The 15748-nt window shown below is 70.7% G+C and carries 13 protein-coding genes; 12 read left to right on the top strand and 1 reads right to left on the bottom strand.

What is annotated here, in order from left to right; genetic code table 11:
• Positions 1–9 precede the first annotated feature (9 nt).
• From murD to divIVA, 10 genes are all read left to right on the top strand, one after another.
• Positions 10–1425 (top strand): UDP-N-acetylmuramoyl-L-alanine--D-glutamate ligase, encoded by a 1416-nt coding sequence (murD, locus tag ACZ7G3_RS10195; protein WP_470924945.1) that lies wholly within the window; start codon positions 10–12, stop codon positions 1423–1425.
• Positions 1426–1500: 75 nt separating this feature from the next.
• Positions 1501–2871 (top strand): putative lipid II flippase FtsW, encoded by a 1371-nt coding sequence (gene ftsW, locus ACZ7G3_RS10200; RefSeq protein ID WP_426598382.1) that lies wholly within the window; start codon positions 1501–1503, stop codon positions 2869–2871.
• Between the two features lie 6 nt (positions 2872–2877).
• Positions 2878–3972 carry an undecaprenyldiphospho-muramoylpentapeptide beta-N-acetylglucosaminyltransferase gene (murG, locus tag ACZ7G3_RS10205; protein ID WP_426598381.1) on the top strand — a complete coding sequence of 365 codons (1095 nt, stop codon included), beginning with the start codon at positions 2878–2880 and terminating at the stop codon, positions 3970–3972.
• A gap of 25 nt (positions 3973–3997) precedes the next feature.
• The gene (gene ftsQ / locus ACZ7G3_RS10210; RefSeq protein WP_470924630.1) at positions 3998–4792 is read left to right on the top strand and encodes a cell division protein FtsQ; all 795 of its coding nucleotides are present in this window, start codon (positions 3998–4000) and stop codon (positions 4790–4792) included.
• Between the two features lie 288 nt (positions 4793–5080).
• Entirely contained in the window at positions 5081–6283 is a 1203-nt protein-coding gene (gene ftsZ / locus ACZ7G3_RS10215; RefSeq protein ID WP_470924632.1) for a cell division protein FtsZ, read from the top strand.
• The gene (gene pgeF / locus ACZ7G3_RS10220) at positions 6280–7008 is read left to right on the top strand and encodes a peptidoglycan editing factor PgeF (protein ID WP_470924634.1); all 729 of its coding nucleotides are present in this window, start codon (positions 6280–6282) and stop codon (positions 7006–7008) included. The genes ftsZ and pgeF overlap by 4 nt, the downstream gene beginning before the upstream one ends.
• A gap of 6 nt (positions 7009–7014) precedes the next feature.
• Positions 7015–7734: a YggS family pyridoxal phosphate-dependent enzyme gene (locus ACZ7G3_RS10225; RefSeq protein WP_426598377.1), complete on the top strand. Its 720-nt coding sequence runs from the start codon at positions 7015–7017 to the stop codon at positions 7732–7734.
• A gap of 129 nt (positions 7735–7863) precedes the next feature.
• Complete coding sequence (locus ACZ7G3_RS10230) at positions 7864–8505, top strand: cell division protein SepF (RefSeq protein WP_426522923.1); 642 nt, start codon at positions 7864–7866, stop codon at positions 8503–8505.
• Between the two features lie 81 nt (positions 8506–8586).
• Complete coding sequence (locus ACZ7G3_RS10235) at positions 8587–8871, top strand: YggT family protein (RefSeq protein ID WP_007448661.1); 285 nt, start codon at positions 8587–8589, stop codon at positions 8869–8871.
• A gap of 55 nt (positions 8872–8926) precedes the next feature.
• Positions 8927–10120 carry an apical growth/hyphal branching protein DivIVA gene (divIVA, locus tag ACZ7G3_RS10240; RefSeq protein ID WP_426598376.1) on the top strand — a complete coding sequence of 398 codons (1194 nt, stop codon included), beginning with the start codon at positions 8927–8929 and terminating at the stop codon, positions 10118–10120.
• A gap of 359 nt (positions 10121–10479) precedes the next feature.
• On the opposite strand, the gene ileS is transcribed toward divIVA, so the two are convergent.
• Entirely contained in the window at positions 10480–13626 is a 3147-nt protein-coding gene (ileS, locus tag ACZ7G3_RS10245) for an isoleucine--tRNA ligase (protein WP_470924636.1), read from the bottom strand.
• 593 nt (positions 13627–14219) lie between these two features.
• Here ileS and ACZ7G3_RS10250 point away from each other — a divergent pair.
• Together ACZ7G3_RS10250 and lspA are read left to right on the top strand one after the other, a co-directional pair.
• Positions 14220–14987, top strand: a complete 768-nt coding sequence (locus ACZ7G3_RS10250; RefSeq protein WP_426598374.1) for a TraR/DksA family transcriptional regulator — start codon at positions 14220–14222, stop codon at positions 14985–14987.
• A gap of 67 nt (positions 14988–15054) precedes the next feature.
• Positions 15055–15648: a signal peptidase II gene (lspA, locus tag ACZ7G3_RS10255; protein ID WP_470924638.1), complete on the top strand. Its 594-nt coding sequence runs from the start codon at positions 15055–15057 to the stop codon at positions 15646–15648.
• Positions 15649–15748: the final 100 nt, after the last annotated feature.

Genomic DNA, 15748 nt, shown 5'->3' on the forward strand with positions numbered 1-15748 from the left:
TCCTCCTCGGTGCCTTTCGACTTCCAGGGCAAGCACGTCACCGTCGCCGGACTCGGCGTCTCCGGAGTCCCGGCGGCCAGGGTCCTGCACGGCCTGGGCGCGCGCGTCACCGTCGTCAACGACGGCGACGACGAGCGCGCGCGGGCGCAGGCGGCCGAGCTGGAGGCGCTCGGCGTCACCGTGCGCCTCGGTGACGGTGCGACCCTGCCCGAGGGCACCGAGCTGATCGTCACCGCGCCCGGCTGGAAGCCGGACAAGCCGCTGTTCACGGCGGCGCGCGAAGCCGGCGTCCCCGTCTGGGGCGACGTCGAACTGGCCTGGCGCCTGCGCGGCCCCGACGCCGCGCCGTGGCTGGCCGTCACCGGCACCAACGGCAAGACCACCACCGTCCAGATGCTGGCGTCGATCCTGAAGGCCGCGGGCCTGCGCACCGCGGCCGTCGGCAACATCGGCGTCTCGCTGCTGGACGCGGTCACCGGCGAAGAGGACCACGACGTCCTGGCCGTGGAGCTGTCCAGCTACCAGCTCCACTGGGCGCCCTCCCTGCGCGCCCACTCGGCCGCCGTGCTCAACCTCGCCCCCGACCACCTCGACTGGCACGGCTCCATGGAGGCCTACGCCGCCGACAAGGGCCGTGTCTACGAGGGCAATCAGGTCGCCTGCGTCTACAACGCGGACGCCCCCGGCAAGCCGTCCACCGAGGACCTGGTCCGCGAGGCCGACGTCGAGGAGGGCTGCCGGGCCATCGGCTTCACGCTGGGCACCCCCGGTCCCTCCCAACTCGGCGTCGTGGAGGGCATCCTGGTCGACCGCGCCTTCGTCGAGAACCGGCAGAAGAACGCCCAGGAACTCGCCGAGGTCTCCGACATCGACCCGCCGGCCCCGCACAACATCGCCAACGCCCTCGCCGCGGCGGCCCTCGCCCGTGCCTACGGCGTGCCCGCCGCCGCCGTACGGGACGGACTGCGGGCCTTCACGCCCGACGCCCACCGCATCGCGCACGTGGCCGACGTCGACGGCGTGGCGTACGTGGACGACTCCAAGGCCACCAACACCCACGCCACCGAGGCCTCCTTGGCGGCGTACGACTCGATCGTCTGGATCGCCGGCGGGCTCGCCAAGGGCGCGACCTTCGACGAGCTGGTCACCGGGGCGGCCGAGCGGCTGCGCGGGGCGGTGCTGATCGGTGCCGACCGCGCCCTGATCCGCGAAGCCCTGGCGCGACACGCCCCCGAGGTACCCGTGGTCGACCTCGACCGGACCGACACTGGGGCGATGCTCCAGGCCGTTCAGGAGGCCCAGCGGCTCGCCCGGCCCGGCGACACGGTCCTGCTGGCCCCGGCCTGCGCCTCCATGGACATGTTCACCAACTACAACAAGCGCGGCGACGCGTTCGCGGAGGCCGTTCGCGAACTCGGCGCCTGACCCGGCACCTCCTGCGCCGGGCGACTTCGGGAGGACGTGTGGGCCGGTCCATGCCGACGTACAGCGGAGGCCCGCATGCCGGGTAGTCCCCAGAGCCGTACCGGACGTCCGCCCGTACAGCGGACCGTCAAACGACCCGCCGCGCCGGGCCCGCGGCACGAGAACCCCGCGCTCCGCCTCTACCAACGCGTCCGCCGCGCCTGGGACCGGCCGCTGACCGCGTACTACCTGATCTCCGGCGGCAGTGCGCTGATCACCGTGCTCGGCCTGGTGATGGTCTACTCGGCCTCCCAGATCACCGCGCTCCAGCTGTCGCTGCCGGGGTCGTACTTCTTCCGCAAGCAGGCCCTGGCCGCGCTGATCGGCGCCGGGCTGCTGGTGGCCGCCATGAAGATGCCGGTGAAACTGCACCGGGCGCTGGCGTACCCGATCCTCGCCGGTGCCGTCTTCCTGATGATCCTCGTGCAGGTGCCGGGGATAGGGATGGCGGTCAACGGCAACCAGAACTGGATCTCGCTGGGCGGCTCCTTCCAGATCCAGCCCAGCGAGTTCGGCAAGCTGGCCCTGGTGCTGTGGGGCGCGGACCTGCTGGCCCGCAAGCAGGACAAGAGGCTGCTGACGCAGTGGAAGCACATGCTGGTGCCGCTCGTGCCGGCCGCGTTCATGCTGCTCGGGCTGATCATGCTCGGCGGCGACATGGGTACGGCGATCATCCTGACGGCTATCCTGTTCGGCCTGCTCTGGCTCGCGGGCGCGCCCACGCGGCTGTTCGCCGGTGTGCTCTCGATCGCCGTGCTGCTCGGCTTCATCCTCATCAAGACCAGCCCCAACCGCATGGCCCGGCTCGGCTGCCTGTTCGCCGCCGACCCCGGTCCGAACGACTCCTGCTGGCAGGCCGTGCACGGCATCTACGCCCTCGCCTCGGGCGGACTGTTCGGTTCGGGGCTCGGCGCCAGTGTGGAGAAATGGGGCCAACTCCCCGAGGCCCACACCGACTTCATCTTCGCCGTCACCGGTGAGGAACTGGGCCTGGCGGGGACGCTGTCGGTGCTCGCCCTCTTCGCGGCTCTAGGCTATGCGGGTATCCGCGTGGCCGGACGCACGGAGGACCCCTTCGTGAGGTATGCCGCGGGAGGCGTGACCACCTGGATCACGGCCCAGGCCGTGATCAACATCGGTGCGGTCCTCGGGCTGCTGCCGATCGCCGGTGTCCCCCTCCCGCTGTTCTCCTACGGGGGTTCCGCCCTGCTGCCGACCATGTTCGCCATCGGACTGCTGATCGCCTTCGCGCGCGACGAGCCCGGTGCGCGGGCGGCGCTTGCGCTGCGGCAACCTCGCTTTGGTAGAAAGCGGGGGGCCGGGGGTACCGGCTCCAAGCGGAGCCCCCGGAGTTGGAACACGATGCGACGGCGTGCCTCAGCGGCGCGCTCGTCCGGAGAGCGGTGAATTTCGGTGCATGTCGTACTCGCCGGCGGAGGAACCGCGGGCCACATCGAGCCCGCGCTCGCCCTCGCGGACGCCCTGCGCAGGCAGGATCCGACCGTGGGGATCACGGCCCTGGGCACGGAACGCGGCCTCGAGACCCGCCTCGTACCCGAGCGCGGGTACGAGCTGGCGCTGATCCCGGCCGTCCCGCTGCCGCGCAAGCCCACCCCCGAACTGATCACCGTCCCGGGCCGGCTGCGCGGCACCATCAAGGCGGCCGAGCAGATCCTGGAGCGCACCAAGGCGGACGCCGTGGTCGGCTTCGGCGGCTACGTCGCCCTGCCCGGCTACCTCGCGGCCAAGCGGCTCGGTGTGCCGATCGTCATCCACGAGGCCAACGCCCGCCCGGGTCTGGCCAACAAGATCGGTTCGCGGTACGCCGCGCAGGTCGCCGTCTCCACCCCCGACAGCAAGCTGCGCAACTCCCGCTACATCGGCATCCCGCTGCGCCGCTCCATCGCCACCCTCGACCGGGCCGCCGTGCGCCCCGAGGCCCGGGCGGCGTTCGGGCTCGACCCCAATCTGCCGACGCTGCTGGTCACCGGCGGCTCGCAGGGGGCCCGGCGGCTCAACGAGGTGATCCAGCAGGTCGCCCCCTGGCTCCAGCAGGCGGGCATCCAGATCCTGCACGCGGTCGGCCCGAAGAACGAACTGCCGCAGGTACACCAGATGCCGGGGATGCCCCCGTACATCCCGGTAAGTTACCTGGACCGGATGGACCTCGCGTACGCCGCGGCCGACATGATGCTGTGCCGTGCGGGCGCGATGACCGTCGCCGAACTCTCCGCCGTCGGGCTCCCGGCCGCCTACGTTCCGCTGCCCATCGGCAACGGCGAACAGCGGCTCAACGCCCAGCCGGTGGTCAAGGCGGGCGGTGGACTGCTGGTGGACGACGCGGAACTGACGCCCGAGTGGCTGCAGCACAACGTCCTGCCCGTGCTCTCCGACCCGCACCGGCTGTACGAGATGTCCCGTGCCGCCGCCGAGTTCGGCCGCCGGGACGCCGACGACCTGCTCGTCGGCATGGTGTACGAGGCGATCGCCGCCCGTGCGCACCGCTAGTCAGGAATGACGGAGGGCAGGGAGCGTGGCCGGACCGACCGCCGCCGAGCGCGGTGTACGCCAGCGGAAACCGTCCGGCCCGCCCCGGGCGCGGCGGTTCGGCCCGCCCCGTCTTCGTACGATCATCATCCTGGCGGTCGCCCTCGTGTTCGTCGCGGGCGGGACCGTCTGGCTGCTCTACGGCTCGAACTGGACGCGCGTGGACAGCGTGTCGGTCTCGGGGACCCGTGTCCTGACACCCGCGCAGGTGCGTGAGGCCGCCGACGTGCCCGTCGGCGACCCGCTGATCTCCGTCGACACCGGCGAGCTCGAGGCACGGCTGCGACGGGAATTGCCCCGTATCGACGAGGTCGGCGTGGAGCGTTCCTGGCCGCACGGAATCGAGCTCGAAGTGACGGAGCGTACCCCGGTCCTGATTGCCCAAAAGGGCCGAAAGTTCGTGGAAGTGGACGACGAAGGCGTCCGTTTCGCCACGGTTTCCCGGGCGCCGAAAGGCGTTCCCACGCTGAAATTGGAGCCCGCCCGTTCCGGAACGGCGGCGGCGAGTCTGCGCCGCTTCGACGAGGACCGTCTGGTGCGTGAAGCGGTGCGGGTGGCCGGCCGCCTTCCGGACGCGGTCGCGAAGGACGCACGGGTCGTCAAGGTCCGTTCCTACGACGACATCTCGCTGGAGTTGAGCGGCGGCCGGACGGTGGCGTGGGGGAGCGGTGAGCAGGGTGTGCGGAAGGCGCGTGTGCTCACCGCGCTGATGAAAGCGACGCCCGACGCGCGGCACTTCGACGTGAGCGCGCCCACCGCCCCGGCGTCATCAGGGAGTTGACGGGTATACGCGCAGGCCAGCACCCTGGTTGGGCAGCGCTACGGCTGATCACATAGGGTGAAAAGAAAAACGGGAGGTTCGGCGTGTTCGTTGAACGTGCGCCACTTGTCGACTTAGTGTCCTGTTCAGAAGACTCCAAGGAACGGACACACTGGTAACCCTAAACTTCAGCGTTAGGGTTCGGGTCGGCGCTACGGACCGTCCCATTCGGCATCAGTCGTCGGGTCGCGGGGGCAGCAGTGCTCCGGCGCATCGACGACACGTAACTCGAGGCGAGAGGCCTTCGACGTGGCAGCACCGCAGAACTACCTCGCAGTCATCAAAGTCATCGGTGTCGGCGGCGGTGGTGTCAATGCCATCAACCGGATGATCGAGGTCGGTCTCAAGGGCGTCGAGTTCATCGCCATCAACACCGACGCGCAAGCTCTGTTGATGAGCGACGCCGACGTCAAGCTCGACGTCGGCCGCGAACTCACCCGCGGACTCGGCGCCGGAGCCAACCCGGCCGTCGGCCGCAAGGCCGCCGAGGACCACCGCGAGGAGATCGAGGAGGTCCTCAAGGGGGCCGACATGGTCTTCGTGACGGCCGGTGAAGGCGGCGGCACCGGCACCGGCGGCGCGCCCGTCGTGGCCAACATCGCCCGCTCGCTGGGCGCCCTCACCATCGGCGTGGTCACCCGCCCGTTCACCTTCGAGGGGCGGCGCCGCGCCAACCAGGCCGAGGACGGCATCGCCGAACTCCGCGAAGAGGTCGACACCCTCATCGTCATCCCCAACGACCGGCTGCTGTCCATCTCGGACCGCCAGGTCAGCGTGCTCGACGCGTTCAAGTCCGCCGACCAGGTGCTGCTGTCCGGTGTGCAGGGCATCACCGACCTCATCACCACGCCGGGCCTGATCAACCTGGACTTCGCCGACGTGAAGTCGGTCATGTCCGAGGCCGGTTCGGCCCTCATGGGCATCGGCTCGGCCCGCGGCGACGACCGTGCGGTGGCCGCGGCCGAGATGGCGATCTCCTCGCCGCTGCTCGAAGCCTCCATCGACGGCGCCCGGGGCGTGCTGCTCTCCATCTCCGGCGGCTCCGACCTCGGCCTGTTCGAGATCAACGAGGCCGCCCAGCTGGTCAGCGAGGCCGCCCACCCCGAGGCCAACATCATCTTCGGCGCGGTCATCGACGACGCCCTGGGCGACGAGGTCCGGGTCACCGTGATCGCGGCCGGCTTCGACGGGGGCCAGCCGCCGTCCAAGCGGGACAACGTCCTCGGTTCCTCCTCCGTCAAGCGCGAGGAGCCCGCCCCGGTACGGCAGACCGAGAGCCGTCCGTCCTTCGGCTCGCTCGGCAGCGTCAAGCCGAAGGAGGACCCGGAGCCGGCCCCCGCCCCGGAGCCGGTGAGCGACCTGCCGCCGGTCTCCGCGCCGCCGGTGCCGCCGTCCCGGACCTACTCGGACAGCGCCGCCGAGGAACTGGACGTGCCGGACTTCCTGAAGTGATAGGACAGCGCGACACCGTGAACGGCGCGCACTTCGGCTTCACCGACCGGTGGGGCGGGGTGAGCGCCGTTCCGTACGAGGAGCTCAACCTCGGCGGCGCGGTCGGCGACGACCCCGGCGCCGTCATGGCCAACCGGGAGCTGGCGGCCAAGTCGCTGGGCGTCGAGGCGGCCCGGGTCGTCTGGATGAACCAGGTGCACGGCGCCGACGTCGCCGTGGTCGACGGGCCCTGGGGGGACGGCCCGGTTCCGCGGGTCGACGCGGTCGTCACCGCGGAACGGGGTCTCGCCCTGGCCGTCCTCACCGCCGACTGCGTGCCCGTCCTGCTGGCCGACCCCGTCGCCGGCGTCGTCGCCGCGGCCCACGCGGGCCGGCCCGGCCTGGTCGCCGGGGTCGTCCCCGCCGCCGTACGGGCCATGACGGAACGCGGCGCCGACCCGGCCCGGATCGTCGCCCGCACCGGACCCGCCGTGTGCGGCCGGTGCTACGAGGTGCCGGAGCGGATGCGGGCCGAGGTCGCCGACGTCGAACCGGCGGCGTACGGCGAGACGAGCTGGGGCACACCGGCGGTCGACGTGAGCGCCGGCGTGCACGCGCAGCTCGAACGCCTCGGGGTGTGCGACCGGGCGCAGTCGCCGGTGTGCACCCTGGAGTCGAAGGATCACTTCTCGTACCGACGCGACCGCACCACCGGGCGGCTCGCCGGCTACGTCTGGCTGGACTGATGGGGCATGACGGACCGTAAGCAGGAACTCGCCGCGAATCTGGCGAAAGTGGAGGAGCGCATCGCCGCCGCGTGCGCGGCCGCGGGGCGCCGCCGCGACGAGGTGACCCTGATCGTGGTCACCAAGACCTACCCGGCGGACGACGTGCGCCTCCTCTCCGGACTCGGCGTCCGTCACGTCGCCGAGAACCGCGACCAGGACGCGGCGCCCAAGGCCGCCGCATGCTCGGATCTGCCGCTTTCGTGGCATTTCGTCGGCCAGTTGCAGACCAACAAAGTGCGCTCCGTGGTCGGTTACGCGGACGTCGTGCAGTCCATCGATCGTGCCCGGCTCGTCACGGCCCTGTCGAAGGAAGCCGTGCGGGCCGGGCGCGAGGTGGGCTGCCTCCTCCAGGTCGCGCTCGACGCGGGGGAGAGCGAGCGGGGCGAGCGCGGTGGTGTCTCGCCCGCGGGAATCGAAGAGTTGGCCGACCTGGTCGCCCGGTCCGAGGGGCTGCGGCTCGACGGGCTGATGACCGTGGCCCCGCTGACCGGCGAGTATGCGGGGCGCCAACAGGCGGCGTTCGAGCGCCTCATGGATTTGTCGACCTACGTGCGCCGAACCCATCCGGCTGCGAACATGGTCTCCGCAGGGATGAGTGCGGATCTCGAGCAGGCCGTGGCCGCCGGAGCGACACATGTGCGCGTCGGCAGTGCGGTACTCGGAGTCCGCCCAAGGCTCGGGTAACGTCGCCAAGAAGTCGGACCACAGCAGAAAATATGGTCATTACCGCCGAAAGGCGGAGGCAACGACCTCGTGGATCGCGGGCATTTGGCAGTCGTCAGCCGATCCACCACAGAGCGGAGGACTCAGAGCATGGCCGGCGCGATGCGCAAGATGGCGGTCTACCTCGGCCTCGTGGAGGACGATGGGTACGACGGCCGGGGGTTCGACCCCGACGACGACTTCGAACCGGAACTGGACCCGGAGCCCGAGCGGGATCACCGGCGGCACGAACCGGCGCACCAGCCGCTGGGTTCACATCAGCCCCTAAGGGACGAAGAGGTACGAGTCGTACAACCGCCCGCACAGCGTGAGCCGGTGCCCCGTGCCACTTCGCTCGCGGCGGAATCGGGGCGCCCGGCGCGTATCGCGCCCGTGGCATCCATCACACAAGAACGCGCAAGCCTGGAAAAGAGCGCACCGGTCATCATGCCCAAGGTCGTGTCCGAACGAGAGCCCTACCGGATCACCACACTTCACCCCCGGACCTACAACGAGGCCCGTACCATCGGGGAACACTTCCGTGAGGGCACTCCGGTGATCATGAATCTCACTGAGATGGATGACACAGATGCGAAGCGACTTGTCGACTTTGCGGCCGGTTTGGTGTTTGGTCTTCACGGCAGTATCGAGCGGGTGACACAGAAGGTGTTCCTGCTGTCTCCTGCTAACGTCGATGTCACGGCGGAGGACAAGGCCCGCATCGCAGAGGGCGGGTTCTTCAACCAGAGCTGAGACGCACCACCGGTACAGAGCAAGAACGCGGATCCGACAACGGGTCCGAGAGATGGTTCAGGGGAGAGGGAAGCACAGGTCATGAGCGTGGTCCTGGATGTCGTCTACATCGCGCTGATGTGCTTCCTCATCGTGCTCATCTTCCGGTTGGTCATGGACTACGTCTTCCAGTTCGCCCGCTCGTGGCAACCCGGCAAGGCGATGGTGGTCGTTCTGGAGGCCACCTACACCGTCACAGATCCACCGTTGAAGCTTCTGCGGCGGTTCATCCCGCCGCTGCGTCTCGGGGGCGTGGCGCTCGACCTGTCCTTCTTCGTACTGATGATCATCGTCTACATCCTGATCTCGATCGTGAGCCGGCTGTGATCGATGAGAGAGATACGGGCTTGCCGAATGCCGACGACAACGTTGAGGTGAAGAGATGCCGTTGACCCCCGAGGACGTGCGGAACAAGCAGTTCACGACCGTCCGCCTCCGAGAAGGCTATGACGAGGACGAGGTCGATGCCTTCCTCGACGAGGTCGAAGCCGAACTGACCCGACTGCTCCGCGAGAACGAGGACCTGCGCGCCAAACTGGCCGCGGCGACGCGCGCGGCCGCGCAGAACCAGCAGAACATGCGCAAGCCCCCGGAGTCTCCGCAGGATCAGCAGCAGCAGCACCAGCAGCAGGGGCCGCCGCAGCAGGGCGGCATGCCCCAGCAGGGCATGCGAGGTCCCGGCGCTCCGGTGCCCGCCGGCATATCGGGCCCGCCGCAGCAGCAGATGGGTGGCCCCATGGGTGGTCCGCCCCAGCTGCCGAGCGGTGCCCCGCAGCTGCCCGCCGGCCCCGGCGGACAGGGTGGCCCGCAGGGTCCCGGCCCGATGGGCCAGGGTCCGGGGCCGATGGGCCAGGGCGGCCCCGGTCCGATGCAGGGCCAGATGGGCCCCGGCCCGATGGGCGGCCCCATGGGCGGCCCGCAGGGGCACGGCGGCCCCGGTGGTCCCGGTGGCATGCCCGGTCAGGGCGGCCCCGGTGGCGACAGTGCCGCCCGGGTCCTCTCGCTGGCCCAGCAGACCGCCGACCAGGCGATCGCCGAGGCCCGTTCCGAGGCCAACAAGATCGTCGGCGAGGCGCGTTCGCGTGCCGAGGGTCTGGAGCGGGACGCCCGTGCCAAGGCCGACGCCCTGGAGCGGGACGCGCAGGAGAAGCACCGCGTCGCGATGGGCTCCCTGGAGTCCGCCCGCGCCACGCTGGAGCGCAAGGTCGAGGACCTGCGCGGCTTCGAGCGCGAGTACCGGACGCGGCTGAAGTCGTACCTGGAGTCGCAGCTGCGTCAGCTGGAGACCCAGGCGGACGACTCGCTCGCCCCGCCGCGTACGCCCGCGACGGCCTCCCTGCCGCCGTCCCCGGCGCCTTCCATGGCACCGGCCGGCGCGAGTGCCCCGTCGTACGGCGGCGGCAACCAGTCGATGGGCAACGGGCCGAGCCAGAACGGGCCGTCCTACGGCGGTCAGCAGCAGATGTCGCCGGCGATGACCCAGCCGATGGCTCCGGTGCGGCCGCAGGGCCCGTCGCCGATGGGGCAGGCGCCGTCGCCGATGCGAGGGTTCCTCATCGACGAGGACGACAACTGACAGGTTGACGAACGGTAGTACGGCGTAGCAGTCGGCAGCGTTCAGGGCGGGCCCCGGGTTTTCGACCCGGGGCCCGCCCTTCTGCATGCCTGCCCGGCTGCGGGCAGTCGTGCCTCCCCCAGTGCCTGAACGGCCTGGGAGGTACCCCCCAGGGCGGCACGGGTGGGCGGTGGGGGCACCTCCCGCTCATGGGGCCCCTCCCGCGCGAGCGCAGCCGAGAGTGGGGGAGAAGCCGAGAGTGGGGGAGGCACCCCGCCGGCGCCGGCGAGTGACACCCACCCTTCGGCCCGCACCGACAGACAGCACTGGGCCCGGCGCCCCTCGCGTGGAGGGAGCCGGGCCCAGGTGCCGCTGGGCGGCTACTGCTTGCGGAGCCGGAAGGTCAGGGACAGGCCCTCGTCCGTGAACGGCTGCCCGTACGTGTCGTCCGCCTCGCCCTGTGCGAAGTCCGTGGCGAGGACCTCGTCGGAGATCAGGCCCGAGTGGTCGCTCAGGGCGGCGATCGTCGCCGGGTCGGTGGCCGTCCAGCGCAGGGCGATCCGGTCGGCCACGTCGAGGCCGCTGTTCTTGCGGGCCTCCTGGATCAGGCGGATCGCGTCCCGGGCGAGGCCCGCGCGGCGGAGCTCCTCCGTGATCTCCAGGTCGAGGGCCACCGTCGCGCCCGAGTCGGAGGCGACCGACCAGCCCTCGCGCGGCGTCTCCGTGATGATCACCTCGTCGGGGGCGAGGGTGATCGTCTCACCTTCGACCTCCACCGACGCCGTGCCCTCGCGCAGGGCGAGGGAGAGCGCCGCGGCGTCCGCGTTCGCGACGGCCTTCGCGACGTCCTGGACACGCTTGCCGAACCGCTTGCCCAGCGCCCGGAAGTTGGCCTTCGCGGTCGTGTCGACCAGGGAGCCGCCGACCTCGCTCAGCGACGCGAGCGACTCGACGTTCAGCTCCTCCGTGATCTGCGAGTGCAGCTCGGGGGAGAGGGCGTCGAAGCCGGTCACGCCGATCAGCGCGCGACTGAGCGGCTGGCGGGTCTTGACGCCCGACTCCGCTCGCGTGGCGCGGCCCAGCTCGACCAGGCGGCGGACCAGCGCCATCTGCTTCGACAGCTCCGGGTCGATCGCCGACAGGTCCGCCTCCGGCCAGGAGGACAGGTGCACGGACTCGGGGGCGCCCGGGGTGACCGGCACGACCAGGTCCTGCCAGACCCGCTCGGTGATGAACGGCGTCAGCGGGGCCATGAGCTTGGTGACCGTCTCGACGACCTCGTGCAGCGTGCGCAGCGCCGCCTTGTCGCCCTGCCAGAAGCGGCGACGGGAGCGGCGGACGTACCAGTTGGACAGGTCGTCGACGAACGCGGACAGCAGCTTGCCGGCGCGTTGGGTGTCGTAGGCGTCCAGCGCCTGCGTGACCTGGTCGGTGAGCGCGTGCAGCTCGGAGAGCAGCCAGCGGTCCAGGACCGGGCGGTCGGCGGGGGCCGGGTCGGCCTCGCTCGGGGCCCAGGCCGAGGTGCGGGCGTACAGGGCCTGGAAGGCGACCGTGTTCCAGTAGGTGAGGAGCGTCTTGCGGACGACCTCCTGGATGGTGCCGTGGCCGACGCGGCGGGCCGCCCACGGGGAGCCGCCGGCCGCCATGAACCAGCGGACGGCGTCGGCGCCGTGCCGGTCCATCAGCGGGATCGGCTCCAGGGTGTTGCCCAGGTGCTTGGACATCTTGCGGCCGTCCTCGGCGAGGATGTGGCCGAGGCAGACGACGTTCTCGTAGGACGACTTGTCGAAGACCAGCGTGCCGACCGCCATCAGCGTGTAGAACCAGCCGCGGGTCTGGTCGATGGCCTCGGAGATGAACTGCGCCGGGTAGCGGCTCTCGAACAGTTCCTTGTTCTTGTGCGGGTAGCCCCACTGCGCGAACGGCATCGAACCCGAGTCGTACCAGGCGTCGATGACCTCCGGCACGCGCACCGCTTCGAGGGAGCAGCCCTCGTGGGCGCAGGTGAAGGTGACGTCGTCGATGTACGGGCGGTGCGGGTCCAGGGCGGACTGGTCGGTGCCGGTCAGTTCGGTCAGTTCGGCGCGGGAGCCGACGACCGTGAGGTGGTCGTCCTCGCAGCGCCAGATGGGCAGCGGGGTGCCCCAGTAGCGGTTGCGGGAGAGCGCCCAGTCGATGTTGTTGTCCAGCCAGTCGCCGTACCGGCCGTGCTTGACCGAGTCCGGGAACCAGTTGGTCTTCTCGTTCTCCTGGAGGAGGCGGTCCTTGACGGCGGTGGTGCGGATGTACCAGGACGGCTGCGCGTAGTAGAGCAGCGCGGTGTGGCAGCGCCAGCAGTGCGGGTAGCTGTGCTCGTACGGGATGTGCTTGAAGAGCAGGCCCCGGGTGTCCAGGTCCTCCGTCAGCTTCTCGTCGGCCTTCTTGAAGAAGACGCCGCCGACCAGCGGGACGTCCTCCTCGAAGGTGCCGTCCGGGCGGACCGGGTTGACGACCGGCATGCCGTAGGAGCGGCAGACCCTGAGGTCGTCCTCACCGAAGGCGGGGGACTGGTGGACCAGACCCGTGCCGTCCTCGGTGGTGACGTAGTCGGCGTTGACCACGTAGTGCGCGGGCTCCGGGAACTCCACCAGCTCGAACGGACGCCGGTACGTCCAGCGCTCCATCTCGGCGCCGGTGAAGGACTGCCCGGTGGTCTCCCAGCCCTCGCCGAGGGCCTTGGCGACCAGCGGCTCGGCGACGACGAGCTTCTCCTCGCCGTTCGTCGCGACGACGTAGGTGACCTCGGGGTGCGCGGCGACCGCGGTGTTGGACACCAGGGTCCAGGGGGTGGTCGTCCAGATCAGGAGCGCGGCCTCGCCGGCCAGCGGGCCGGAGGTGAGCGGGAGGCGGACGTAGACGGACGGGTCGACGACCGTCTCGTAGCCCTGCGCCAGCTCGTGGTCGGACAGGCCGGTGCCGCAGCGGGGGCACCAGGGGGCGACGCGGTGGTCCTGGACCAGCAGGCCCTTGCCGAAGATCTCCTTCAGCGACCACCAGACGGACTCGATGTACTCCGGGTCCATCGTGCGGTACGGGTCCTGGAGGTCGGCCCAGTAGCCCATGCGGGTCGTGAGCTCTTCGAACGCGTCGGTGTGGCGGGTCACCGACTCGCGGCACTTGGCGTTGAACTCGGCGATGCCGTACGCCTCGATGTCCTGCTTGCCGGAGAAGCCGAGCTCCTTCTCCACCGCCAGCTCGACCGGCAGGCCGTGGCAGTCCCAGCCGGCCTTGCGGCCCACGTGGTAGCCGCGCATGGTGCGGAAGCGGGGGAAGACGTCCTTGAAGACGCGGGCCTCGATGTGGTGGGCGCCCGGCATGCCGTTGGCGGTGGGCGGGCCCTCGTAGAACACCCACTCGGGGCGGCCCTCGGACTGCTCCAGGCTCTTGGCGAAGATCTTCTGCTCGCGCCAGAAGTCGAGCACCGCGTGTTCGAGCGCGGGCAGGTCGACCTGGGCGGGCACCTGGCGGTACTGCGGCTGCGTATTCAACGAGCTTCCTCCGGCGGACGTGCTGCCTTCCGTCGGAGGGACGAGAGCCGTGCTCCCGCGGTACCACCCTCCTTGGCTCCCCGGTGCGTCGTGTGCTCCGGTGAGCCCCCTCATTGGGGTCGCGAGCCGGTTCTAGTCGCCGTGACCGTCCCGTCACGGCTTTCTTCCGGCGGCTCCGGGGTGATCTTCACGTCGCGCTCGCCCCCGGGCTCACACCGTCCCCGGGTCGCTCTGGGCTGCGTACGCCGCTACTCGTCCCCATCCACGCTTTTCGCTGCGCCCAGTGTACGGCGCCGCGGGGACAGCGGCCGACCGGTTTTCGGCACCGCGGGGAGCGGGGGCGCCGTACGCCTTCGTTCGGCCGGGTGTGACCCGAATGCCACCGTCGGGTGTCCGGCTCCCGGCGGTCCGGCCGGCAGCCGTCCCGACGGATTACCGGGCGGGGAGCTGGGCACAACGCATGCATGCTCGCCGCGCGGCGCGCGGTGGGCGGGCGAATCCGGCGGCGTGCCCCGTTGCCGCGGGACCCGAGTCGATTTATCGTCCCAGCACGATTCGCGCGCAAGATCACAATATGTGAAGGGGCCGCGGCCATGGTGGCGAAGAAGACCGCCGTAGAGCAGTCGGAGGCGACTGCGAAGAACTCCGCTGCCAAGAAGACGACGGCCGCGAAGAAGACCGCGGCGAAGAAGGCCGCGGCGGAGAAGGCCGTGGCGAAGAAGATCGCCGCGGAGAAGACCGTGGCGAAGAAGGCCGCGGTGAAGCAGCAGGGCCCGGCGAAGAAGGCCGCGGCGAAGAAGACCGCGGCCAAGAAGAGCCCGGCGAAGACGAGCAGGGCCAAGGAAGTGGGCGCGGCCGAGGCCGCGGAGCAGACGGGAGCCACGACGGTGGTTGCGAAGAAGACCCCTGGCACGGCCACGGCGGCCAAGTCCGCCGTTCCCAAGGCCCGCGGCGCCGCGGACCCCGGCGACCTCGCGGTACGCCCCGGCGAGGAGCCCTGGACCCCGGAGGAGGCCGAGGAGGCGCGCGGGGAGCTGCAGTCCGAGGCCGACCGGCTGCGCACCGAGATCGACGCCTCCGAGCGGTCGCTGCAGGGCATGATGCGGGACTCCGGGGACGGCGCGGGCGACGACGAGGCGGACACCGGCAGCAAGAACATCACGCGCGAGCACGAACTGGCGCTGGCCGCCACCGCGCGCGAGGTGCTCACCCAGACCGAGCGCGCCCTGGAACGCCTGGACGCGGGCACCTACGGCCTGTGCGAGAACTGCGGCAACCCCATCGGCAAGGCGCGCATGCAGGCCTTCCCGAGGGCCACCCTGTGCGTCGAGTGCAAGCAGAAGCAGGAGCGCCGCTACTGAGCAGGTACGGGACGGAAGGCGTGCCGTACCCTCGTCCTCAGTCAGGTACCTAGGTTGAGGGACTCACGTGGCAGAGGCGGAGCGCATCATCGGTACGCCGGACACCCCGGACGCGGCCGGGGACGGACAGGAGCGGCCCGGCTCCGAGCAGGAGCAGCCCCCGGAGCGCCCCCGGGGCAGGCGGCGGATCGCCGTGCTGTTCGCGGTCGCGGCGTTCGCGTACCTCCTCGACCTGGTCAGCAAGATGATCGTGGTCGCCAAGCTGGAGCACCAGGAGCCCATCGAGATCGTCGGGGACTGGCTGCGGTTCGTGGCGATCCGCAACGCGGGCGCGGCCTTCGGCTTCGGCGAGGCCTTCACCGTGATCTTCACGGTGATCGCGGCGGCCGTGATCGTCGTGATCGCCCGCCTCGCCCGCAAGCTCTACAGCCTGCCCTGGGCCATCGCGCTCGGCATGCTGCTCGGCGGCGCCCTCGGCAACCTCACCGACCGGATCTTCCGCGCGCCCGGCGTCTTCCAGGGCGCGGTCGTGGACTTCATCGCGCCCAAGCACTTCGCCGTCTTCAACCTCGCCGACTCGGCGATCGTCTGCGGTGGCATCCTGATCGTGATCCTCTCCTTCCGGGGCCTCGACCCGGACGGGACCGTCCACAAGGACTGACCGTCCACAAGGACTGACCGTCCACAAGGACTGTCTGTCCACGGGGACTGTCCGTCCACGGGGACTGTCCGTCCACGAGGACTGACCGTCCACGAGGCCG

Source organism: Streptomyces sp. NPDC037271, assembly GCF_055603605.1.